Source organism: Archangium sp., from assembly GCF_036277355.1.
GTDB lineage: Bacteria > Myxococcota > Myxococcia > Myxococcales > Myxococcaceae > Archangium.
In genome coordinates, this window is sequence record NZ_DASUNC010000061.1 from 39,673 (window position 1) to 60,887 (window position 21,215).

The window sequence follows — 21,215 nt, forward strand, 5'->3', positions numbered from 1 at the left end:
GAGGGCCCTCAGGTCATGAGCTTGCGGGCCCGGGGGGCCACGGCGTCGCCCACCATGCCGCTCTCGCCCAGCAGCCGCTCCTCGGTGCGCGCCATCTTCTGCGCGTCCTTGGGGCGCTCGTGGTCGTACCCCAGCAGGTGCAGCAGCCCGTGGGCCAGGTAGCGCGCCACCTCGGCCTCGAGCGTCCGCTCGTACTCCCTGGCCTGCTTCTTCGCCGTGTCCAGGGAGATGACCACGTCCCCGAGCTGCCTCGGCCCGGGCGTGCCCTTGGGCAGATCCCCCGCTGGGAAGCTCAGCACGTCCGTTGCCTTGTCCTTCTTGCGCCACGTGCGGTTGAGCCGCCGGATGGCGTGGTCTCCCACCAGGGAGATGGACAGCTCGCACCCCGACAGATCCAACTTGCGTAGGAACGTCTCCGCCAGCTCCGTCACCTGCTTGGAGAAGCGCTTGCCCTGCGGGTGCGCCACCTGCACCGTCACCCGGTTGTCCTCCGCCTCCTGGGGCGCCTCCTCGATGTGGGCCCGCTCCACCCGGAAGGCCGGCGCGCAGAGCGAGTAGTAGTCACACGCGCCCTGCCCGTCGTTGCGGTACACCACCCGGTGGCCCCGCGGCACCATCCCCAGCTCCCCTTCCCCGATGAGCTGGCGCCGGCCATCCACCACCAGCGTCAGCTCCCCCTTGAGGACGATGACCACCTCGTCGAACTCGGGGGTCTGCGCCGGCTCGGACCAGCCCGGCGGCGCCAACATGCGGGCCACCGACATGGAGTCGGTGCCCGTCGTCGCCGCGCCCACGAACTCCTCGATGCGCTTTCCATCCTCGCGCGGGATGATCTTGCCCTTGCGCAGCTTCACCACGTTCGGCCTCCTCCGCCGCCTCAGGTGCCCGTGCCCGCCGGGCGCGCCTTGCCATCCTGCTTCGTCGTCGTCCCCGCCACCGTCAACGCCGCCCCCTTGGGGCCCGCCTGCAGCGCTCCCGCCGGGTACTCCGGGCGCGCATGGTAGATGCCCTCCAGCGTGTGCAGGAAGGATTGTGCGATGAGGTTCAGGTCCCTCAGCGTCAGATCACACTCGTCCAGCTGCCCCTCGGAGAAGATGAGGTTGATCATCTTCTGCACCTGGGCCTGCAGCCGGGTCGTGGTGGGCTCGGGCAGCGCGCGCGTCGAGGCCTCCACCGCGTCGGCGATCATCACCAGCGCCGCCTCGCGGAACTGAGGCTTGGGGCCCGGGTAGCGGAAGATGCTCTCGTCGATGGGCGGAGCGCCTTCCTTGCCCTCCTGCTCCTTGACGGCCTTGTGGAAGAAGTAGCCCACCAGCCGCGTGCCGTGGTGCTGCGGAATCGCATCCGCCACCAGCTTGGGCAGCCGGTACTGGCGCGCCATCTCCAGCCCCTCGGTGACGTGGCGCTTGATGATGACGGCGCTCATCGCCGGGGCGAGGCTGTCGTGCCTGTTCTCGCCCTTCTGGTTCTCGCCGAAGTAGAGCGGATTCCGGCCCTTGCCGATGTCGTGGTAGTACGCGCACGAGCGCGCCAGCAGCGGATTGGCGCCAATGGCCTCCGCCGCGTTCTCCACCAGCGTGCCGATGATGATGGAGTGGTGGTAGGTGCCCGGTGCCTGGACGATGAGCTCCTTGAGCGCCGGGTGGTTGAGGTTGGCCAGCTCCAGCAGCTTCAGGTCCGACGCATAGCCGAACACGGACTCGATGAGCGGCGTGAGCGCCATCACCATCACCGGCACCGCCAGCGCCGTGCCCGAGAAGGCGAACAGGGCCGTGATGAGCGTGTCCGGCGTCAGCCCCTTGCCCTCGGCCAGGAAGAGGCAGAGCACCGCCACCAGGTTGACGCCACCGGTGGCCACGCCCGCCCGGAAGAGCCCCACCCGGTCCTTCGCGTAGGTGACGCGGTCCGCCGCCACCAGCGCGCCCACCAGCGCGTAGATACCGAAGGACAGCGAGTTGCCCAGCATCACCCCGCACAGGCTCGCCATCACCAGGGCGAAGAAGAGCGCCAGCTCCTCGGAGAGGATGAAGCGCACCAGCATGGCTCCGGCCGCCACCGGGAAGGCGTAATAGAAGGCCTCCAGGGGAATGGCCGTGTACCGGTCCTGCACCGCGTCCGCGATGGACACCCACACCTGCAGCAGGCCCAGCATCGCCACCAGCAGCGAGCCCAGCAGCATCGCGTCCTTGCGCGTGGGCCGGAAGCGCCGGAAGGCCGCCCGGCAGAAGAGGTACGTGGCGGAGATCAGCAGCGCCACCAGCCCCGTGCCGCCCACCTGCAGCTGCACCAGGTCCAACCGGTCCGTCTGCGAGCGCATGCCCCGGATGGCCACCAGGTGCGTCTCGTTGACCAGCTCCCCGTCCCCGATGACCCGCTGGCCCTTCTTGATGGAGATGACGGCGTCCTTCACCGCCGCCGCCGCCTGCCGCCGCCGCGCGTCCGTCTCCGCCAGGTTGATGGTGAGGTTGGGCCGCACCAGCCGCTTGGCCAGCCGCAGCACCGCCCGCCGCTGCACGCCCGGCGAGTCCGGCAGCAGGTTGCCCGGGATGGACGCGAAGCGGTCCATCTCCATGTGCGCCTCGCGCACGTCCACCACCGTGGGCGCCGTCCCCGGCAGCGTCTGCTCCCCGTTGTGCCTCAGGTCCCGCACGGTGATGCCCTGCGGACCCTCGCGCGATACCTCCTCGCGCGAGTTGGTGATGTACACCGGGGTGGGCTCGGAGAAGCCGTACGCCCGCTCCACCAGCGCCACCGTGGCCTGCTCCATCGCCTCGGAGAAGCGCGCCGAGGCCAGGGCCTGGACGTCGTCATTGTCCAGCACCGCGTCCTTGCGCCCGAACAGCAGCCCCTGGAAGAGCTCGCGCTCCTCCGGCGTCACCAGGGACGCGGCCGGCTTGCGTGCCTGCGCCTTGCCCGTCTCCGGCGCCACCACCGGCGCCTCTTGCTGGGTGGCCGCCGCCCGGGCCGCCAGCCGCTGACGCATCTCCTGGAAGGCCGCGCCCACCGCCGCGCGGATCTCCAACAGCACGCCCGGGCTCAGGTCGTACACCGGCCGCACCGCGCCGCGCGCCTCCAGGCGCCGCTGCTCGGTCATCGCCTGGTGGATGATCTCGTAGTCCCGCCCCGCCTTGAAGCCCGCCGGGGAGTTGGCCCGGAAGGGCTTGCCCAGGTGCTCCTCGGTGAGTGCGGGAATCTGCTGGCTGAAGAGGCCCGGGGAAATGACGAACCCCGCCGCCACCGACACCGTCAGTAGCAGCAACACACTCGTCAGGCGCCGGCCCCAACGGGGGCCGAGCCGGAAGCGGTGGGCGAGCGCGTCCAGCGGACTGGGTCCGGGGGGCGACGATTCCGGTTCGGCCATGGGGCTGTCCAACCTATGGGAGGCGTGGCGGGTTCATCAAGCAAACCGGGCGGCGGGAATCCCCTCCGCCGCCCGCCGCCTGCTCACCCGGCTATCGAGCGAGGAAATTCAAGGGGTTGGCGTGTCGGATTCCGGCGCACCGGCAGCTACTTCCGGTGCCGTTCCGCCCGCCGCCGCCGCTTCCGCTTCCTTCAGGGCCTTGGCGGCCTGCTGCGCCGCGTCGTAGCGATCGTAGGCGCGGATGACTTCCTGCACCAGCGGGTGACGCACCACGTCCACCTCGGTGAACTCGGAGATGTTGATGCCCTCCACGTTCTTGAGGATGGAGCGCGCGTGGTGCAGGCCGCTGGCCTTGCCCACCGGCAGGTCCACCTGCGTCACGTCACCCGTGATGACCGCCTTGCTGTTGTAGCCCAGGCGGGTGAGGAACATCTTCATCTGCTCGATGGTGGTGTTCTGCGCCTCGTCGAGGATGACGAAGGAGTCATTGAGCGTGCGGCCGCGCATGAAGGCCAGCGGGGCCACCTCCACCACGCCCTGCTCAATCAGATGCAGGGCGCGCTCGACGGCCATCATGTCGTGCAGCGCGTCGTAGAGCGGACGGAGGTAGGGGTTCACCTTCTCGGCGAGGTCACCGGGGAGGAAACCAAGCTTCTCACCGGCCTCGACGGCCGGACGCGCCAGGACGATGCGCTTGACCTTGCGCTCCTGCAGGGCGGCCACCGCCATGGCCATGGCGAGGTACGTCTTGCCGGTACCGGCGGGGCCGATGCCGAAGACGATGTCATGGGCGCGGATCGCATCTACGTAGCGCTTCTGCGCGAGGCTCTTGGGGGCGATCTGCTTGTTGCCCGAGCTCTTGAGCACCGGGCTGTTCATCACGTCCTGGAGCGACTCCGCCCCGCCGCGGCCGAGCACCTTGATGGCCTGCTCGACGTCCTCGCGGTAGATGGGGCGGCCGGCGCGGATCATCCCCTCGAGGTTCTCCACGAGGCGCACCGTGAAGGCCACGGCGTCCGAGGGCCCCGACAGGTGGAGCTCGGTCCCCCGCTGTCCGACCCGGACGCCGAGCCGACGCTCCATGAGCTTCAAGTTCTCGTTCTGGTTGCCACACAGCGCCAGGGTCGTTGCGTTATCGCGGACATCCACCTTGGCCGAGGTGGGGCTGACTGCTGCTTGAGCCTCTACTGTGGCGGGGTTTCGCAATTCGTCTAATCCCTCGGGACGGGTGTCGGACAATTCAGGATCCTCACTGTCAAGCTAACGTCCTCCCACTGTCGGCGAAAGGAGGAAGCGAGCAACCCACCTAGCGCAGGGGAGACAGGAGGATGAACTGCCGATCTGACGTCCGGCGGTAGTAGTAATCCTCCCGCCAGGGGTAGCGCAGGTCCTCCTGCTGTAGGAGTCCCACCTCCACCAGGGCATTCAAGCGCTCGGGGAGGGCTCCCTTTTCCAGTCGGAACACCTCCAGTGCGGCTTCGATTCTTGCCCGCTGGGCGCGCGCCAGGAGGCGCTGGGCCGCCGGGTCCGCGAACGAGGAGGCGGAGTCGTCCCCCAGGTCCCAGGTGTCCGGGCGGAGCCGCGAGCCCACGAAGCCCAGGGCGGCCAGGACGATGACCGTCACCACGGCGCGGGCCACCACGCCACCCACCCGGACGAGCAGGTTGGCCGCGCCCACGGAGGCGGACCGACCCGAGGGCTGATGGGCGCGGATGTACTCGAGGTTGAGCAGGTTGACGAGCGCCTTGCTGGTCTCGAACTCGCCCAGGCTGCTGAGGTCCACCAGCTTGCGCAGGTCACGGCCGGGGGCGATGAGCTCGTAGACGCGGCGCTCGGCGCTGCCGATGGACTTGAACTCGCCCTTGTTCTCGTCCTTCTTCTCCTCGGAGAAGGCGTCGTCGAAGGAGGCGTCGAAGTCGTCCTCCTCCTGCTGCTTCTTGTTCTTGGGGTTGGGGGCGGGCAGCTCCTTGAGCCGCTCGAAGGTCATGGCCTCGCTGGAGATCTTCTTCCGGACGTGGGGCCACTCGTCCACCATCCGGAAGCCTTCCATCAGCACGCTCTCGGCGCGCAGCGGCGTGATGGACTCGCTGTCCGGCTGGACGTCCTCCTGCTTGAACTCGTAGGTGCCCGCCTTCCAGAGGAAGAGCCCGTAGAGGGTCTCCGTCACCTGGAGCTGCATCATCTGCTTGAGCTTCTGGGCGGAGATGGCACCGGAGCTGGTGAGCACGTCGCCCAGCCGCTTGAGGGTGCGCTTCTGCGTCTCCAGCGCGCTCTCGAGCTGCTGCTCGGTGATGAGCTCGGCGCGCACCAGCATGTTGCCGATGAGGTCCTTCTTCTTCCGGGTGACGCTCTCGGCGCGGACGATGGCGCCGTCCCGGAAGAAGACCTGGACCTCCTGCTCCTTGCTCTTGAGGTACAGGACACCCGTCTTCTGCTGCTGACCGATCAGCTGCAGGATGTCCGCGATACCAAAGTCCTTGAGCGTTCCCGTGAGGGCCATCGTCGGTCCCGGCCTATTCGTTCTGGCGGCGGTACAGGCCGCGCAACGTCAAAAGGTGGAGGGGAATGAGCAGCAGCAGCAGCGGCGCGAGCTTGAGGTACAGCGGAGCCTCGCCATAGGGCGCGCGCAGCACGCCGGAGCGCAGCAGCACCCCGGACACCGCGAAGAGGAAGAAGAAGGCGTAGAGGGTGCCGCGCACCGGCAACCCCTGGAACAGGTGGCCCGCACCGGACACCAGCGCGCCCACGGCGTACGACACGCCGCTCTCCCACTGGCGGTGGCGCTCGATTTCAATCTGCTTGCGGGCCCGGACCCGCGCCTCCACCGCGCCCTTGCGCGAGAAGGCGTTGACGCACTGGGCGCACATCTTGCTCGCCACGCCCAGCTCCTTGTCGCACCGCCGGCACACCGGGCGGCCGCACTTCTCGCACTCGCTCGAGGCCTTCATCGACTGGCCCGCGAAGCCGAGCCCGAAGGCCAGCAGCGCGCCCAGCACCGGCAGGCCCCAGGCGGTCAGGCCCGAGCCGCCCCCGAGCAGCCGGCGCGACAGCTGCGCCTCCACCCGCACGCCGGCCTCCGGATCATCCGTGGGCGGCAGGTCCTCCTCCGCGAGCGCCGGGGCGAGTAGCAGGCGGTTCATCACCAGGCGATCCTCCGGCGGCCGCTGCCACATGAGCAGGGAGGCGTCGAGGCGCTGCGCGGCCTGGAGCGCATCGCGCGCCTTCTGGTTCTCGGAGCCGATCTCCGAGTCCGGGGCCACCGCGGCGCGGCGGCGGTAGATCTCGGCCATGTTGAAGGCGGGAGCGGCCATTCCCGGATCCGCCTCCGAGGCCTCGGTGTACTTGCGCAACGCCTCGTCCGTCTCGCCCTTGACCAGCAGCGCGTTGGCCCAGTTGGTCAGCAGCGCCGCATGCGGGGCGTTGCTCATGGCCGACGCCGCCTTGTAGTGGGCGATGGCCTCGTCCAGCTGGCCGCGGCGGGCCTCGAAACGCCCGAGCGCGAACAGCTCCGCGAACTCGATCTTGTACTGCTTGTCCTCGCTGCGCGCGCGCACCCGATCGGCCACCGCCTCCGCGGACAGGCCCCCGCGCTCCAGGATGTAGACGTCCTCGGCCACCGTCCCGGCGAAGGCCGACGTCTGGGCGATCTTCCCGGCGGCGAACGGCACGAAGGCCGCCGCCACCAACAACACCGCGCCCACCGCCCGCTCCAGCTTCGAGAGGTAGAGCGACACCGACAGCAGGAGGATGAGCAGCACGGGCACCAGGCCCAGCCGCAGCGCCACCGGCGTGCCGATCAGCAGCAGCACCGCCAGGGCCGCGGACTGCCACCGCGCCGCCGCCCGGGGGAAGAGGTGGTGGAAGTCATGGAAGAAGAAGCGCGCCCGCCGCAGGAAGAGCACCGCCACCACCACCGCCGCCGTGGCCAGCACCGCCACCAGGAACACCGCGCCCAGGTCCGCCAGCGCCGGGCGCCGGTAGCGCGGATCCTTCAGCATCACCATCAGCGCGGCCTTGATCTCCTGGCTGTACGCCCCCACCTCACCGGGCGCGCGGCGCGCATGGGCCTCGGCGAGCGCGAGCCGCGCATAGGGAAGATTGGGCGAGAGCGACACCGCTTGCTGCAGCAGCTGCAGCGCACCGGCCCCGTCGTTGGCCTTGCGCCGCCCCTCGGCCGCCCGGATGAAGCCGATGCTCAGCGACTCCATGTCCAGCGCGGCCACGTCGTCCTTGAGGGACACCAGCTCCGTCTGCGCCTTGCGCGCCGACTCCATGTCCAGCGCGGCCACCGCCTTGCGCCACTTGTCCCAGGCGGCCTGCAGGTCCGCGTCCGTCACCCGCGGGGCCCGGATGGGCGGAGGCGGCGGCCGGACCACCGGCGGCGGCGCGGGCGCGGCCGGCTTCATCTCCACCGTCATGCCCGTCGCGGGCTTCTCGTCCACCGGAGGCGCGTCCTGCGCGGCCTCCTCGTCCCGCCCCTTCTGGCCCTTGCGGTTCTTGCCGCGGCCCGCGCGCGTGGAGCCCTCGTCCGTCTCCTCCTCGGAGGTGTCCTCCTCGGACATCTCGTTCGAGGGCTCGACCGTCATCTCCGACGGCTCCAGCATCGACGGATCGTCATACCCCGGCTTCTCGGCGGGAGCCTGACGCTGGGACTTCTGCGCAGTGGAACGCGGCTTCTGCGCATGCGCCGGCCGCGCGGGCATCCACACGGCAAGGCACATCATCAACGACAAGAGGCGCAACAGGGGAAGGCGCGGCATTCGGGGTCCCGATGATAGGCGACGGGCCACCCCCACGGAAGTTGTCACCCCCGTTTCGCAGTTCCCCCGTGTTACAGGGAGCTCGCTCGCTCGCCGGGGGAGGAGAGCCATCATGAGTGCAGCAGGGGAGCAATTGGACAGGTTGGTGGAAATCATGGCCCGGCTCCGGTCCCAGGATGGTTGTCCCTGGGACAGAGAGCAGGACCTGCGCTCGATGCGTCCCTATGTGACCGAGGAGTCCTTCGAGGTCGTCGACGAGATGGACCGGGTGGCCGAGGGCGGCCCGTGGCGCGCGCTGTGCGAGGAGCTGGGGGATCTGCTCTTCCAGATCGTCTTCCACGCGCGGCTGGCCGAGGAGCTGGGCGAGTTCTCCATGGCGGACGTGTCCCGCTCCATCAGCGACAAGCTCACCAGCCGCCACCCGCACGTCTTCGGCGAGCGGCAGGCGGACGGCACCCCGCAGCCGCTGGCCAACTGGGCGAAGCTGAAGGCCGAGGAGCGCAAGAAGAAGACGGGCCGCGAGGGCTCGGTGCTGGACGGAGTGCCCACGGGCGCCCCCGCCCTGCTGCGCGCCGAGCGGCTCACGGAGAAGGCCAGCCGCATCGGCTTCGACTGGCCGAGCCTCCAGGAAGTCCGCGCCAAGCTGTACGAGGAGCTGGGCGAGCTGGACGAGGCCATCGCCTCGGGGAACCGGGACGCGCTGGAGCACGAGCTGGGGGACGTCCTCTTCTCCCTGGCCAACCTCGCGCGCTTCATCCAGACGCCGGCCGAGGACGCGCTGCGGATGGCCATCCGCCGCTTCACCACCCGCTTCCAGCACATCGAGTCCGCCCTGCGCGCCGAGGGCATCCCCCTGGGCGAGGCCACCCTGGAGCACATGGATCGGCACTGGGACGCCGCCAAGACCGTGGAGAAGGGCCTGCCGCCCCCCGTCCGCGTCCCCCGCGCCCCCCTGGTGGCCCTGCGCCTGCCGGTGCCGGACCTCGCCGCCCAGCGGGCCTTCTGGGATCGGCTCGCCCCGCTCCTCGGTTGGAGCGCCGAGCGGGGGGCGGCCGACGAGGCGGCCTACGGTGACGGACTGTACCGGCTCGTCTTCACTCCGGGCCCGGGTACCCCCTCCCCCACGACGGCGAGCTTCGGGGCCCCCTCCGCCGAGGCGGTGGAGCGGCTGCGGACCCTCCTGGAGGGCACCTCCCCCGGGTGCGTGCTCGAGGGCGGGGGCTCCACCGGGCGGATCACCTTCCGGGACCCGGCCGGCCTGCGTTGGGAATACGCCTTCGGAGCCCGCTGATTGATGAGACTCGGGCGTCCGGAAGGTGGCATGGATCACGCAGGTCTTGACGCTCAGTGGGCGCCGAAGTAGGTACGGCGCCTCTTTTCCACAGAAGTAAGCTGGAGATCACCTTGGCCAACACCAAGTCCGCAGAGAAGCGTAACCGCCAGGCCCAGAAGCGCCGCGCTCGCAACGTCAACGTCCGCACCACGGTGAAGGATGCCGTGAAGAGCATGCGCGACTCCCTCACCACCAAGGACACGGCGAAGACCGGGGACGCCCTCAAGGCCGCCACCCGCACCATCGACAAGGCCGCGTCCAAGGGCGTCATCCACAAGCGCGCCGCCTCGCGCCGCATCTCCCGGCTCGCCAAGGCCGCGAACCGCGCCAAGGCCGCCGCGAAGTAATCGCGCCCCTCACCAGTTGCTGGCCAACCGGTCGTAACCCTCGCGCAGCAACGTCTCGGCGAGACGGTGCAGCGCGGCCCGCCGGTTGGCCTCCACTTGCAGCACATCACCGGACACGCTCGTCGTGCCCGGAATGAAGTCCTCCGTACCGGAGACCTCCGTCTCCGCCAGCACCCGTCCGTCCCGCTCGAGCCGCAGCAGCACCACCGCGGACGCTTGGTAGCCCGCCACCTGCGCGGCCGCGCTCCGCGGATCGCTCTGGAAGGAGGGCTCGGCGACGACGGTGGGCCCATTGCCCACGCTCCGCACCACCCCCGACAGGGTGGCCTCGCAGGCCCCCGTACCGCCGAGCACCCCGGCGCGCACCAGCTCCTGGCGCAGGATGCGGGTGAAGAGCACCTCCAGCCCCGGCTCGGCCGTGTCGTTGCGGAAGACGGGCGCGCACACCGAGCGCACCCCCTCGGGAAGCCCCGCGTCCCGGGACGTGAAGCGGTAGCCGCACCCGGCCGCCGACAGCAAGAGAACCCACCCCATCGCGCGCATGCGGGACATGGCGCCCACAGTAGCGGCGAGATCCCCCGGGTCAAGCGCGAGGGGAGCCCCGGCCGAAGCAGGCTACGCGGGGGGCTCGCTCACCTTCACGCCGCGGGAGCGCACCGCGTCCGCGAGCGTGCGCCAGACCGAGCGCAGGTGCTGCTCCTGGGAGGAGCCGCGGCGCACGGTGCCCAGCTCCCAGCGCGTCTCCACCTGGCCGGTGGACTCCAGGACGAGCGTGTAGCGCCGGCTGGAGAACGCCAGGGCCAGCCCCACCAGGGCCAGCACGCCGAGCAGGAGGCGCAGGCCCTGCCGGGGCACGAACGGCAGCAGCACGATGGCGGCGGCGGTGAGGGCCAGGGCCTCGGAGCGCGGCCGGTGCACCAGGGAGAGCCGGCGCAGACTCGGCAACTCGAGGAGGAAGGGCGTGGCGGAGTGGCCTGGACGGTAGGAGAGGCGGTTGCCCTCGCCGGTGAGGACGCGCCCGCCCGGGAGCTCCGCCGAGAGGAAGCGCTCCGGGGAGGTGGTGCCCACCGCGAGAGGCAGGGGCGCATCGGGCAGCTCCCCCCCGCACGCGGCGCACCGGCCCGCCCCCGCCTGCTGGGGACGGCCGCACCGCTTGCACATGACGAGGACCTCGGTGGGCACCGGGCTCCCGTCTCAGCCGACGACGAAGTTCACCAGCCGCTTGGGGACGAAGACGAACTTGCGCAGCGTCTTGCCCGCCATGGCCGCCTGCACCCGCTCGTCCGCCTCGGCCGCGGCCCTCACGTCCGCCTCGGCCGCGTCCGCCGCCACGCGGATCTCCGCGCGCAGCTTGCCGTTCACCTGCACCGCGTACGGAATCACGTCGTCCACCACCAGCGATGGATCGAACTCCGGCCAGCCCTGCGTGACGGTGAAGTCCTTCGCGCCATAGGACTCGGCGATCTCATCCGCCAGGTGCGGAGCGAACGGCGTCAGCACCACGGACAGGATGCGCACGGCCTCGGCCATGGCCGCCTTCTCCGCGGGCGTCTCCGCCGTGCCCAGCGCGTACAGCGCGTTCACGTACTCCATGGTGCCGGCGATGGCCGTGTTGAAGGACAGCCGCTCGATGGCCTCCCCCACCCGCTTCAGGCACTTGTGCGCCGCGCGGCGGATCTCCAGCGCCTTGCCCTCGTAGGCCCCCGTGTGCGTGGACCCCGCCACCCCCTGGTGCTGCACGGCCAGCGTCCACACCCGCTTCAGGAAGCGGAACGCGCCCTCCACCTGATCGTCGGACCAGTCGAAGTCCCGCTCGGGAGGGCCGGCGAACAGCACGTAGGTGCGCGCCGTGTCCGCGCCGTACTTCTGCACGATGGAGGCCGGCGCCACCACGTTGCCCCAGCGCTTGGACATCTTCCGCCCGTCCGGGCCATTGACGATGCCCTGCGTCACCAGGCGCTTCACGGGCTCGTCCACCGGGCTCAGCCCCAGCAGCTTCATCACCCGCGTCCAGAACCGGAAGTACAGCAGGTGCATCACCGCGTGCTCGGGGCCGCCCACGTACACGTCCACCGGCAGGAAGCGCTGGGCCTCCTTGGGATCGAAGGGCGCCTCGGTGTAGTCCGGCGACAGGTAGCGCGCGAAGTACCAGCAGGAGTCGACGAAGGTGTCCATCGTCTCCGTCTCGCGCCGCGCCGGGCCCTGGCACTTGGGGCACGTCGTATTCACCCACGAGGGCACCTTGGCCAGCGGCGGCTCGCCCTTGCCCGTCAGCACCGTCTGCGTGTCGATCTCCGGCAGGCGCACCGGCAGCTGCTCCAGCGGCACGGGCTGGCCCTTGCGCTCCGGATCGCACTTCTCGCAGTACACGATGGGGATGGGCGTGCCCCAGTAGCGCTGGCGGCTGAAGCCCCAGTCCTTCTGGCGGTACGTCACCTTGGGCTCGCCACGGCCCTCGGCCCGCAGCTTCTCGCCCATCTTCTTGCGCGCCTCCGCCGACGCCAGGCCCGAGTACTCACCCGAGTCCACCAGCACGCCGTCCTCGGTGGCCGCCGCCTCCAGCTTGTCGCCCGAGGGCAGCTTGTCCCCGGTGGCCGGCTGCACCACCACCTGGATGGGCAGGCCGTACTTGCGCGCGAAGTCGAAGTCGCGCTCGTCGTGCGCCGGCACGCTCATCACCGCGCCCGTGCCGTAGTCGGACAGCACGAAGTTGGCGATCCAGATGGGCACCGGCTGGCCCGTGAAGGGGTTGATGGCGTGCGCCCCGGTGAAGACGCCCTCCTTCGTCGCGCCCTCGGCCGTGCGGTCCGTCTTGGAGATGGCCGCCATCTTCTTCACGAAGGCGTCCACCTCGGCGCGCTGCGCGGGCGTCGTCACCTGCGCCACCAGCTTGTGGTCCGGCGCCAGCACCACGTAGGTGCAGCCGTAGATGGTGTCCACGCGCGTGGTGAAGACGCGGATGCGCGCGTCACTGCCCTGCACGTTGAAGTCCGCCTCCACGCCCTCGGAGCGGCCAATCCAGTTGCGCTGCATCGAGGTGATGCGCTCGGGCCACTCCTTCAGCTCGTCCAGGCCGTCCAGCAGCGCCTGCGAGTACTTCGTGATCCGGAAGGACCACTCGGGCAGTTCCTTGTCCACCACCGGGGACTCGCAGCGCTCGCACGTGCCGTCCTTCACCTGCTCGTTGGCGATGACCGTCAGACAGCCCGTGCACCAGTTCACCTTGCTGAAGCGGCGGTAGACGAGCCCCCGCTCCAGCATCTGGATGAAGAACCACTGGTTCCACCGGTAGTACTCGGGCTCGCTGGTGTTGACCTCGCGCGTCCAGTCGTAGCTGTAGCCCAGCGAGCGGATCTCCTTCTTGAAGGAGTCGATGTTCTCGCGGGTACGCACCGCCGGGTGCACGCCGTCCTTGATGGCCGCGTTCTCCGCCGGCAGACCGAAGGCATCCCAGCCCATGGGGTGCAGCACGTCATGGCCCCGCATCTGGAAGAAGCGCGCGTAGACGTCACCGATGAGGTAGTTGCGCACGTGCCCCATGTGCATCTTCCCGCTGGGGTACGGCAGCATCTCGAGGATGTACTTCTTGGGGGCCCCGGGGCGCTTGCCCGCCCGGAACACTCCCGCCTCTTCCCAACGGGTCTGCCACTTCTGCTCGATTGCCTGCGGCTCGTAACGCTCGTTCATGGCCATGACGGGGTGCGTCTTAGTGGGACGCCCGGCCCCAAGCAACAACAGACGCCCGGGTCCGTCTCCCTCTGACGCTCGGCGTCCAGGCGCGAGCGGAGCCAACGTCCGCCCGGCAACGAGCGCCCGCCAGGCAGGCCGCCGCTACTCCAGCCGCAGCAGGCTCTTCACCGTGTCCTGCACCACCTTGGACTGCACCGGCTTGACCAGGTAGGCGCTGGCCCCGAGCGCCATGGCACGCTCCCGGTCCTCGACGGCCGACTCGGTGGTGATGACCACGATGGGCACCGTGCGGTACGCATCCGTCTGCCGGATGTGGCGGATGAGCTTCAACCCGTCCATCAACGGCATGTTGATGTCCGTCAGCACGAGATCGTAGCGGCCCAGGGTGAGCTTCTTGAGGCCCTCGGCCCCGTCCTGCGCCTCGTCGGTGTGGAGCCACGAGCCCAATCGCTGCAGCGCGTACATGAGACTGCGCCGCATGGCCAAGGAGTCATCCACCACCAGCGCGCGGATCTGCTGCGTCATGGCTCCCGACCATAGCACCGCCGGACGCCCGCCTGGGGAACACTCGCCGGGCCCTCCCCATCGGCCGGGCGGGCAAGCCGGCCCGACGCCCGACGAGACAGGTCATGCCCCCGGCGTTACCTGGGAGGAATGCCCGAAGGCAACATCCTCCATCGTATCGCCCGGGTTCACGGTCAGTGGCTCGTGGGGCGGAGCTTCACCGCGGACTCGCCCCAGGGGCGCTTCCCGGCCGGCTGCGGCTCGCCTCCGCTCCACCTCGCCGGGCCTCAGGCTTGCGAGCTCCTCAGCCACGAGGACGCGGCCGAACTGCGCTCCCGGCTGGGGCCGGACCCACTGCGCCCGGATGCTTCGCCCTCGCGCGCCCTCGAGGCCCTCCGAAAGGGACGGATTCCCCTCGCCGCCGCACTGCTGGACCAAGGGCGCATCGCTGGCGTGGGGAACATCCTGCGCGCCGAGGCCCTGTTCCTCGCGCGGCTGCCGCCCCTGCGCCCCGCCTCGGAGCTGCGTATCGCGGAGTTCGAGCGGCTGTGGGAGGCCCTCCGGCTGTTGATGGAGGACGCGGCCCGTGATGGGCGCATCGTCACGCCCCATGCGCCCCCGGCCCCCTGGGAGACGCCCGGCAAGCGCCGCGAGGATCGCTTCAGCGTCTACGACCGCGAGGGACAGCCGTGTCCCCGGTGTGCCACGCCCCTCTCGCGCGTGACGCTGGCCGGACGCGGACTGTTCTTCTGCCCTGGGTGCCAGACTCCGCACGAACACACCGCGTCAGTGGCGCGGCGAAAGGAGATGGAACACGCTCCCAGGAAATGAAGAGAGCACCCGCGCTGCCGCTCCTGCTCCTGGCCCTTGGAATCGCCCTGTTGTCCACCGCATGCGCGACCTCGCAGGTGCACATCACCGATGGGCAAGCACGGCAGGCTCCAACACTATCGAGTGTTCCTCGGCATGAGGTCGCCCGCCCCGGAGAGACCCGGCAACAGCAGGCACCGGGTGTCCAGGAGCAAGCAGCGTTCACGAGTGAAGGTACCCAGGTGAGGGGGCTCCCGGTGGGCATCCGCGAGGTACCCGATGGTCGCTGGCAGTTGCTCTTCCCACCTCGTCTGCTCAACCCGGCCCTGGAGGTGCTGAGCCTCGACGACGTGCGCCCTCTGCTCGACGCCCTCGCACCTCTCGCGCCACCAAGGACCCGGACCCCTCGGCTGCGCCTATTGGAGAGTCCTGGAGCTGACCGGGCTTCCCCCGGCCACGATTCCGACTGGGAAGCACGCCTGCGCGAAGAGTTGCTCTCCCGCTTCGGCCCTCCTCTGCTGCCTCTCCCAGAGTCTCTCTCCTCCAGCCGCCTCTTCCTCGCCCTCCAGCTCTCCACACGCTATGTGGCCGAGGGCATCCGCGAGGCCGCCGTCGCCCTCTTCGCCTCCCCTGCCTTCGTCATCAGCGTCTGCTTCTCCATCGTCGTCTACTTCTCCGCCTGGTTGGCACCCGAGCCGCTGTTCTCGAAAGCGTTCGCCGCAACCCTTACCTTGCGACTCTCCCTCGCCGTGGGTCTGTTGGAACTGGGACAGGTGGCGATGGCCTGCCTTCGCCTGTATCAGGAGGTGGAAACCGCCTCCACACCCGAGGCGTTGGAGGCCGCATCCGCTCGCTTCGGCAGGTCCATGGGCGGCACCTATCTCCGAGTGCTGGTCACGGTGGGCTCCCTGGGCCTGGCTCGCCTCATTCCCCAGGTACCCGAGGGTGGAATCTGGCGACTGTTGCCGCCGGTGACGTCCGAGGGGCTCGTCATCCTGCAGCAGTCCGCATCCACCGCCCAGGTGGTGGCGGATGGAACCCTCATCGTCTCTGGCGTAGCCGCAGGCACGGCTACCTGCTCCGGTCTTGCCCTGTGCTCGACAAGCGCTTCGAGCAACACCCCCAATAACGCTCCCAAGCTCTCTACCCGTTATGGCAAGCCCCACACCCGGAAGAACCCGCCGCACAATGAGGCCATCGAGGACGAATTGGCCGCGCGGGAGGCGGCGGGGCATACCGACTTGCGGAAGAACAAGGCACAAGTCAGTGCCCAGAAGAAACTCGTTGAAGACCCGAATCCAGTCAGAGGAACACACTTCCGCAAGCCCGACGTGTCCTCCATTCGACCCGATGGCGTGCGGCACAACATCAACTACGTGTCCAATGCACGAGACATGCGGCGCGAACTGGAAGCTTTCGATTCCATGGTCCGCGCGGATGCCAGGGCCATCCATGAATTGTACCTGCTTGATGGAACCCTGGTGAGACGGCACGTTCCCTCAGGCGTGCTCTACCCGTAGAAAAGGGAACAGGCCATGCCACGCGAACTGGACCTGGAACAGTGGAAGGACGACCTCGTCACGGCATGCAGATTCGGTGAAGAGGAGCGGGCCCGCGCCCTGGTGCAGAAACCCGGTCCGCGCAAAGCCAGGGCCTTGCTCGAAGCCATGATGGACGAGGAGGAAGGACTCGTACGTCAGGCCGCGGCATTCGGACTGGGCGAACTGGGAGGTGCCGCCAGTGCTCGACGCTTGGAGCAGCAACTCGTCCGCGAAGAGGCCCGCGGTGATTACGATGGAAACTCCGTCGCGGAAGCCATCACACAGGCACTGGGGCGTCTCAAGGATGCAGGCGCTCGCTCGACCCTCATCCGCAGGTTGCAGCGAAGTAGCGTCGGCACCATGGACCCCGCGGACCTGTGTACGCTGGCGCGTGCCCTCTGGCGCAGGCGCCATCTGGAACTGCTGCCGCCCGTCCGCAAGGCCCTGGAGCAACTCACTCCAACTGCTCCCACGGCCCTCCATGGCCTGCTCGTGCTGCTGGAAATGACGCCAGAACAGCTCCGTACGTGGGCACAGGACATGTCGATTCCCATCGAACTCAAGGAGGAGGTCCTCTCGGTCCTCACCGAGGACATCACCGAGGCACTCGTCCCCACCCTGCCCTCGTTCATCTCCACGGCCCATGCCTTTCCCGAAACGACAGTGCGGGAGGAAGGGGTGGTCTCCTCATACTACCTGGCGTTGCTCACCCTCTTGCTCCGGCACAGGGAGCAAGTGCTTCCCCAGCTCTCCCCCGAGACCCGAGCCGAGCTCCGGGCTCTGGCTCGAAGGCTGGTGGCTGCCACGGCGCTGAGCAACTGCGCCATTCGCGCCGCCGTCCTGCTGCAGTACGTGGGAACTTCCGAGGACGCCGAACTCCTCCTGGCTCACCGCCCAGCGGAACCCGTCCTGGCCAAGGTATTCGACGACGCCGCCCAGGCCCTGCGCCCCCCTCCAGTCCAATAGCTCTGACTGTCCGCATGCGCCGGGGCCTCTGGTCGGCTACAAACCTTCACATGCTCCGCCGCACCGCCCTCGCCGCCTTCAGCCTGTCGCTGGCCGCCTGCTCCACCCCGCAGCACAACACCCGGGAAGTGCTCCAGCGCGCCGACACCCGCTTCTTCATCCGGGAGCAATGTCAGCCCAAGACCACCGCCTCGTTCTCCCGCAACCAGGTCTCCGGGCTCGACGAACTGCCCGCCGCCCTTCGCGAACGACTCCTCGCGGACCTGCCCGTGGAGGCCACCGGCAGCAGGCCGTTCATCCAGTGCCAGGACGTCGCGGCCCGGCTCCTCGAGGACCGGCTTCATGCCCTCTGCTGGCCGGAAGCACGCGTGACGTGGCAGGCCGATACGGTCACCGGCGCCTCCGCATCCCAGCCCCGGCTCACCGTCCAGCTCGGGGCGCGCTACCAGGTCGGTGACATCTGGGTCGTCCAGCGCAAGAACGCGACGGTGCCCGCGGCTCGCATCATCAAGGCGGCGCAGAGCGCGCTCCCCAAGGACAGGGCGTGCACGGCCCGCACGTTCGAGGACATCCGCACCCAGGTCTCCAAGCTCGGGACCTTCCACCGGGTGCTCGTGGTCCCCGGCCCACCACCCGGCGGCGAGCAGAAGAAGGTCCCCGTGGTCGTCGACATCAGCGAGAAGCCTCCGGTTCAGAAGCCTCCGGCTCCCCGCGCGAAGTGACCGGCCATCCCGCTCAGGTGGCGCAGTGGGAGAGCTGGCGGAACAGCGCCGCGTGCTCGGGATGGCGGGCGGCCAGGTCCTCGCCTCGGGGCATCTCCCAGTCCGCGAAGTCGAAGCCCGGTCCCACCGTGCAGCCGCACAGCGTGTAGTCCCCGCGAGGCCGCGCCGCCTGCAGCACCCCGGCCGGTACGAGCACCTGCGGACGCTCGCCCCTGGCCACATCCCTGCCCAACGTCACCGTCTCCAGGTGGCCGCGTTCGTCGAGCAGGTACATCGTCAGCGCGTGCCCGTCGTAGAAGTGCCACAGCTCAGCCGAGCTCACCCGGTGCCAGGCGGCGAACGTGCCTCGCGGCAGCAGGTAGTAGATGGCCGTGCCCACCGAGCGCGTACCTCGCGGCGTCTCCACCGGCACCGTCGAGCGCCAGGTCTCGCGGTAGAAGCCGCCCTCGGGATGCGGCGCCAGCCCCAGTGTCCTCACCAGTTCATCGACCATGCCGGCCAGTGTAGCGCCACCGTGGCGTGTGACACCGCCGAGGTGGCGCGAGGCGAAGCGCCTGTTTATCTTGCGCCCCCACCCCCGATTCCAGCCGCGGCCTCATGGGACACGTTCACATCATCCGAGACTTCCCCTCCCCTCTCGAGGGCCGCTCCCGCACCGTGCGCATCTACACGCCCGATGCGTACGACTCCGCCCCCGAGGGCCACCGCTTCCCCGTCCTCTACATGCTCGACGGGCAGAACGTCTTCGCCCACCCGGAGTCCGCCGTCTACGAGACCTGGTGCGCCAACCTCACCCTCGAGCACCTCGTCCGCGAGGGCTCCATCGAGCCGTGGCTCATCGTCGCCGTGGACTCCACGCACCACCGGCTCGCCGAGTACTCCCCCTGGGACGAGCCCCGCGGCAACATCCGCGCCCAGGCCGAGCCCTACATCCGCTTCCTCCTCGACTCGCTCAAGCCCTACGTCGAGCGCGTCTACCGCACCCGCCAGGGCTCCGAGTGGACCGGTGTCATGGGCTCCTCCCTCGGCGGGTTGATGGCCCTCTACCTCGGCAGGCACTACCCGCACCTGTTCGGCCGCATCGGCGGCCTGTCTCCCTCGGTGATGTGGGGCTGGAACCAGCTCTTCTCCGATTGGAAGAGCCACACCCGGCAATGGTCGCGCATCTACCTGGACGCGGGTGCCGAGGAGATCATCGATCCCGTCGGCTACACCATGTTCTACGGCGACGCCACGCGCGACTTCTACCACCACCTCAAGCGCCTGGGTTACGCCGACCACGAGCTCCTGCTCGTGCTCGACCCCGCCGGCCACCATCACGAGCTGGACTGGCAACGGCGGCTGCCCTTCGCCATGGACTGGCTGCTGCGCTGAGCAGGCCGCGCGCCCCGCTCAGGCGCGCGTCTGCTGGATGAAGCGCAGCGCCTCCTGCATCGCCGGCAGCTCCCGGTGACGCGTGAGGTACATCTCGTCCCCCAGGGCACTCCGGTAGACGCCGGGCATCTCGCGGTGCAGCAGCAGCGACTCGCCGAGCCGGTTCACCACCTCCTGGTGGCCGTAGCGGTACTGACGGCTGGAGCGCCGGGCCGCGTGGCACACGTGGTACTTGGGCTCGTAGCGGAAGCTCCGCACGTCCTCCCCGGCCAGCATCCGCGCCCAGAGCCGGTACACGTCGATGTCGCACGCGTAGTTCATCATGTCCGGCAGGTAGGCCCCGGGCGGACGCAGGTTGGCCTCCAGCGCGACGTAGCTCCCGTCCGACAGCCGGAAGAACTCGAGGTGGAACCAGCGCTCGCGCAGCCCGAGCACCGCCACCGCCTTGCGTCCCAGCGTGTCCAGCGCGGGAGGAATCTGCTTGTGGCTCCAGATGGCCAGGTCCCGCTGCTCGAGGACCGACTCCATGATGCCGTCGCTGTACTCGTGGCTGAAGACGAAGATGATCCGCCCCTCCCGGTCCACGAGCCCGTCGTAGGTGACGATGGTGCCGCGCACGAAGACCTGCGCCACGTAGCCGGACAGGGACTCCGCGAAGGCGGCATCCACCTCGGCGTCACTGGACACCTTGAAGGTGCGCGCGGCGCCGACGCCCACGTCGGGCTTGATGACGAGCGGGTAACCCACGCTCCGGGCGAAGGCCTTCACGCCCGCCACGTCCTTCACGGGGATGGCGTCCGGGTGGGGCACGCCCGCGCCCTTGAAGACGTCATGCATGCCCTGCTTGGAGCGCAGGCGGGCGATGTCCGAGGGCAGCAGCCCCGGCACGTGGAAGTCCTCGCGCAGGCGCGCCTCCATCTCGAGCCACGTCTCGTTGAGCGAGTCGATGCGATCGATGCGGCCGTGGCGCCAGGTGAAGTAGCCGGCGGCGCGCAGCAGGGCGTCGTAATCGTTGAGGTTGGGGGTGAAGAAGTACTCGGTGAGGGCCTCGCGCAGCTCGGGCCGGAGGGAGTCGTAGGCAGCATCGCCAATCCCCAGCACGTTCACCCCGAGCTCGCGCAGAGCGGTGACGAAGTGGAAGAACTGGGGCGGAAACTGCGGGGAGATGAAGACGACGTTCATGGCGGCACTTCCGGCGGGTGACTGACGCGCTCCCGATGCCGCTCGATGATGACGCAGAGCGGCAATCAAAGTGAAGGGAGATCAGGGACAACCGCACCACGAGCAGGCCAGCGCCTCCGGTGCCCCGGGCCCCTGTCAGGCCGAACGTGGCTTGGGAGGACGCAACCAGGCCGAGCCTCGAGCGGATAACCCAGGCGGCCGGATTACCCGCCAGTGCCTGGAGTCAGGTCATGCAACGAGCCCATGTCGTCGGTCGTGGCCATCCGTATCGAGCGATGGTTCTCGCAGCAGGTCTTTTCCTCCTGGCCTCTGGGTGTGCACACGTTGGCGAGTGCAATCCGGCCGACAACACCGTCTCATGCTGTTTGAAGGAGCACCCCGGAGAGTACGAACGGTGCGCAACCGTCGCTCCACCCACCCCGCAGTCGCAACCGAATCAGCTGCTACCTGGGCGAGCAGAGACCGCACTCCCCGAGGCAGAAGCCGCGCCGATCCCTGAGCTTCCCACTCTCGACGAGAAGGAGAAGTGGAGGGACATCTGCATGGACCACTACATGAAGTGCAGAAGTGGCAGGCATGATGGCCGGGTCTGGGGTGAGTCGCAGTGCAAGGCGTGCTACGAGGC

General features: G+C 69.2%; 18 protein-coding genes. 7 read left to right on the top strand and 11 right to left on the bottom strand.

All coding sequences use genetic code 11. The features are described 5' to 3' along the window. Nucleotides 1–8: 8 nt before the first annotated feature. From ybeY to VFZ09_RS15690, 5 genes are all read right to left on the bottom strand, one after another. Nucleotides 9–854, bottom strand: coding sequence for an rRNA maturation RNase YbeY (gene ybeY / locus VFZ09_RS15670; protein WP_414640708.1), 846 nt, complete (start codon nt 852–854; stop codon nt 9–11). A gap of 23 nt (nt 855–877) precedes the next feature. Further along, nucleotides 878–3,361: an HDIG domain-containing metalloprotein gene (locus tag VFZ09_RS15675; RefSeq protein ID WP_329728381.1), complete on the bottom strand. Its 2,484-nt coding sequence runs from the start codon at nt 3,359–3,361 to the stop codon at nt 878–880. 108 nt (nt 3,362–3,469) lie between these two features. Continuing rightward, the gene (locus tag VFZ09_RS15680; protein ID WP_329728382.1) at nt 3,470–4,567 is read right to left on the bottom strand and encodes a PhoH family protein; all 1,098 of its coding nucleotides are present in this window, start codon (nt 4,565–4,567) and stop codon (nt 3,470–3,472) included. 100 nt (nt 4,568–4,667) lie between these two features. Further along, nucleotides 4,668–5,861, bottom strand: a complete 1,194-nt coding sequence (locus VFZ09_RS15685) for a DUF4388 domain-containing protein (protein WP_329728383.1) — start codon at nt 5,859–5,861, stop codon at nt 4,668–4,670. Between the two features lie 13 nt (nt 5,862–5,874). Beyond that, nucleotides 5,875–8,121: a tetratricopeptide repeat protein gene (locus VFZ09_RS15690; RefSeq protein ID WP_329728384.1), complete on the bottom strand. Its 2,247-nt coding sequence runs from the start codon at nt 8,119–8,121 to the stop codon at nt 5,875–5,877. Nucleotides 8,122–8,233: 112 nt separating this feature from the next. Here VFZ09_RS15690 and mazG point away from each other — a divergent pair, with 112 nt between their 5' ends. Both mazG and rpsT read left to right on the top strand, forming a co-directional pair. After that, entirely contained in the window at nt 8,234–9,412 is a 1,179-nt protein-coding gene (mazG, locus tag VFZ09_RS15695; RefSeq protein ID WP_329728385.1) for a nucleoside triphosphate pyrophosphohydrolase, read from the top strand. 113 nt (nt 9,413–9,525) lie between these two features. Further along, on the top strand, nt 9,526–9,801 hold the full coding sequence (gene rpsT, locus VFZ09_RS15700; RefSeq protein ID WP_329728386.1) for a 30S ribosomal protein S20: 276 nt from the start codon (nt 9,526–9,528) through the stop codon (nt 9,799–9,801). A 9-nt stretch (nt 9,802–9,810) separates the two neighbouring features. Here the strand turns inward: rpsT and lptE are convergent, their stop codons facing one another. From lptE to VFZ09_RS15720, 4 genes are all read right to left on the bottom strand, one after another. Further along, on the bottom strand, nt 9,811–10,353 hold the full coding sequence (gene lptE / locus VFZ09_RS15705) for an LPS assembly lipoprotein LptE (RefSeq protein WP_329728387.1): 543 nt from the start codon (nt 10,351–10,353) through the stop codon (nt 9,811–9,813). A gap of 63 nt (nt 10,354–10,416) precedes the next feature. Beyond that, nucleotides 10,417–10,983, bottom strand: coding sequence for a hypothetical protein (locus tag VFZ09_RS15710; RefSeq protein WP_329728388.1), 567 nt, complete (start codon nt 10,981–10,983; stop codon nt 10,417–10,419). A gap of 12 nt (nt 10,984–10,995) precedes the next feature. Next, nucleotides 10,996–13,494, bottom strand: a complete 2,499-nt coding sequence (leuS, locus tag VFZ09_RS15715) for a leucine--tRNA ligase (protein WP_329728389.1) — start codon at nt 13,492–13,494, stop codon at nt 10,996–10,998. A gap of 138 nt (nt 13,495–13,632) precedes the next feature. Further along, entirely contained in the window at nt 13,633–14,016 is a 384-nt protein-coding gene (locus VFZ09_RS15720) for a response regulator (protein WP_043409778.1), read from the bottom strand. A 129-nt stretch (nt 14,017–14,145) separates the two neighbouring features. Between VFZ09_RS15720 and VFZ09_RS15725 the strand changes: the two genes are divergently transcribed. From VFZ09_RS15725 to VFZ09_RS15740, 4 genes are all read left to right on the top strand, one after another. Beyond that, nucleotides 14,146–14,826, top strand: coding sequence for an Fpg/Nei family DNA glycosylase (locus VFZ09_RS15725; RefSeq protein ID WP_329728390.1), 681 nt, complete (start codon nt 14,146–14,148; stop codon nt 14,824–14,826). Between the two features lie 236 nt (nt 14,827–15,062). Then, nucleotides 15,063–16,325 carry a hypothetical protein gene (locus tag VFZ09_RS15730; RefSeq protein WP_329728391.1) on the top strand — a complete coding sequence of 421 codons (1,263 nt, stop codon included), beginning with the start codon at nt 15,063–15,065 and terminating at the stop codon, nt 16,323–16,325. 15 nt (nt 16,326–16,340) lie between these two features. Beyond that, nucleotides 16,341–17,312, top strand: coding sequence for a hypothetical protein (locus VFZ09_RS15735; RefSeq protein ID WP_329728392.1), 972 nt, complete (start codon nt 16,341–16,343; stop codon nt 17,310–17,312). A gap of 50 nt (nt 17,313–17,362) precedes the next feature. Continuing rightward, nucleotides 17,363–18,034 (top strand): hypothetical protein, encoded by a 672-nt coding sequence (locus VFZ09_RS15740; protein ID WP_329728393.1) that lies wholly within the window; start codon nt 17,363–17,365, stop codon nt 18,032–18,034. Nucleotides 18,035–18,047: 13 nt separating this feature from the next. On the opposite strand, the gene VFZ09_RS15745 is transcribed toward VFZ09_RS15740, so the two are convergent. Beyond that, a complete protein-coding gene (locus VFZ09_RS15745) occupies nt 18,048–18,527 on the bottom strand; it encodes a cupin domain-containing protein (RefSeq protein ID WP_329728394.1) in 480 nt (159 codons plus the stop codon). A gap of 104 nt (nt 18,528–18,631) precedes the next feature. Here VFZ09_RS15745 and VFZ09_RS15750 point away from each other — a divergent pair, with 104 nt between their 5' ends. Next, nucleotides 18,632–19,408: an alpha/beta hydrolase gene (locus VFZ09_RS15750; protein WP_329728395.1), complete on the top strand. Its 777-nt coding sequence runs from the start codon at nt 18,632–18,634 to the stop codon at nt 19,406–19,408. Between the two features lie 18 nt (nt 19,409–19,426). On the opposite strand, the gene VFZ09_RS15755 is transcribed toward VFZ09_RS15750, so the two are convergent. After that, complete coding sequence (locus VFZ09_RS15755; protein ID WP_329728396.1) at nt 19,427–20,590, bottom strand: ATP-grasp domain-containing protein; 1,164 nt, start codon at nt 20,588–20,590, stop codon at nt 19,427–19,429. Nucleotides 20,591–21,215 lie beyond the last annotated feature (625 nt).

Coding starts and splice junctions, on each gene's coding strand:
- VFZ09_RS15675 (WP_329728381.1), bottom strand. CDS start 3,361: ATGGCCGAACCGGAATCGTCGCCCCCCGGACCCAGTCCGCTGGACGCG.
- VFZ09_RS15685 (WP_329728383.1), bottom strand. CDS start 5,861: ATGGCCCTCACGGGAACGCTCAAGGACTTTGGTATCGCGGACATCCTG.
- VFZ09_RS15690 (WP_329728384.1), bottom strand. CDS start 8,121: ATGCCGCGCCTTCCCCTGTTGCGCCTCTTGTCGTTGATGATGTGCCTT.
- mazG (WP_329728385.1), top strand. CDS start 8,234: ATGAGTGCAGCAGGGGAGCAATTGGACAGGTTGGTGGAAATCATGGCC.
- lptE (WP_329728387.1), bottom strand. CDS start 10,353: ATGTCCCGCATGCGCGCGATGGGGTGGGTTCTCTTGCTGTCGGCGGCC.
- leuS (WP_329728389.1), bottom strand. CDS start 13,494: ATGGCCATGAACGAGCGTTACGAGCCGCAGGCAATCGAGCAGAAGTGG.
- VFZ09_RS15720 (WP_043409778.1), bottom strand. CDS start 14,016: ATGACGCAGCAGATCCGCGCGCTGGTGGTGGATGACTCCTTGGCCATG.
- VFZ09_RS15725 (WP_329728390.1), top strand. CDS start 14,146: ATGCCCGAAGGCAACATCCTCCATCGTATCGCCCGGGTTCACGGTCAG.
- VFZ09_RS15735 (WP_329728392.1), top strand. CDS start 16,341: ATGCCACGCGAACTGGACCTGGAACAGTGGAAGGACGACCTCGTCACG.
- VFZ09_RS15740 (WP_329728393.1), top strand. CDS start 17,363: ATGCTCCGCCGCACCGCCCTCGCCGCCTTCAGCCTGTCGCTGGCCGCC.
- VFZ09_RS15745 (WP_329728394.1), bottom strand. CDS start 18,527: ATGGTCGATGAACTGGTGAGGACACTGGGGCTGGCGCCGCATCCCGAG.
- VFZ09_RS15750 (WP_329728395.1), top strand. CDS start 18,632: ATGGGACACGTTCACATCATCCGAGACTTCCCCTCCCCTCTCGAGGGC.
- VFZ09_RS15755 (WP_329728396.1), bottom strand. CDS start 20,590: ATGAACGTCGTCTTCATCTCCCCGCAGTTTCCGCCCCAGTTCTTCCAC.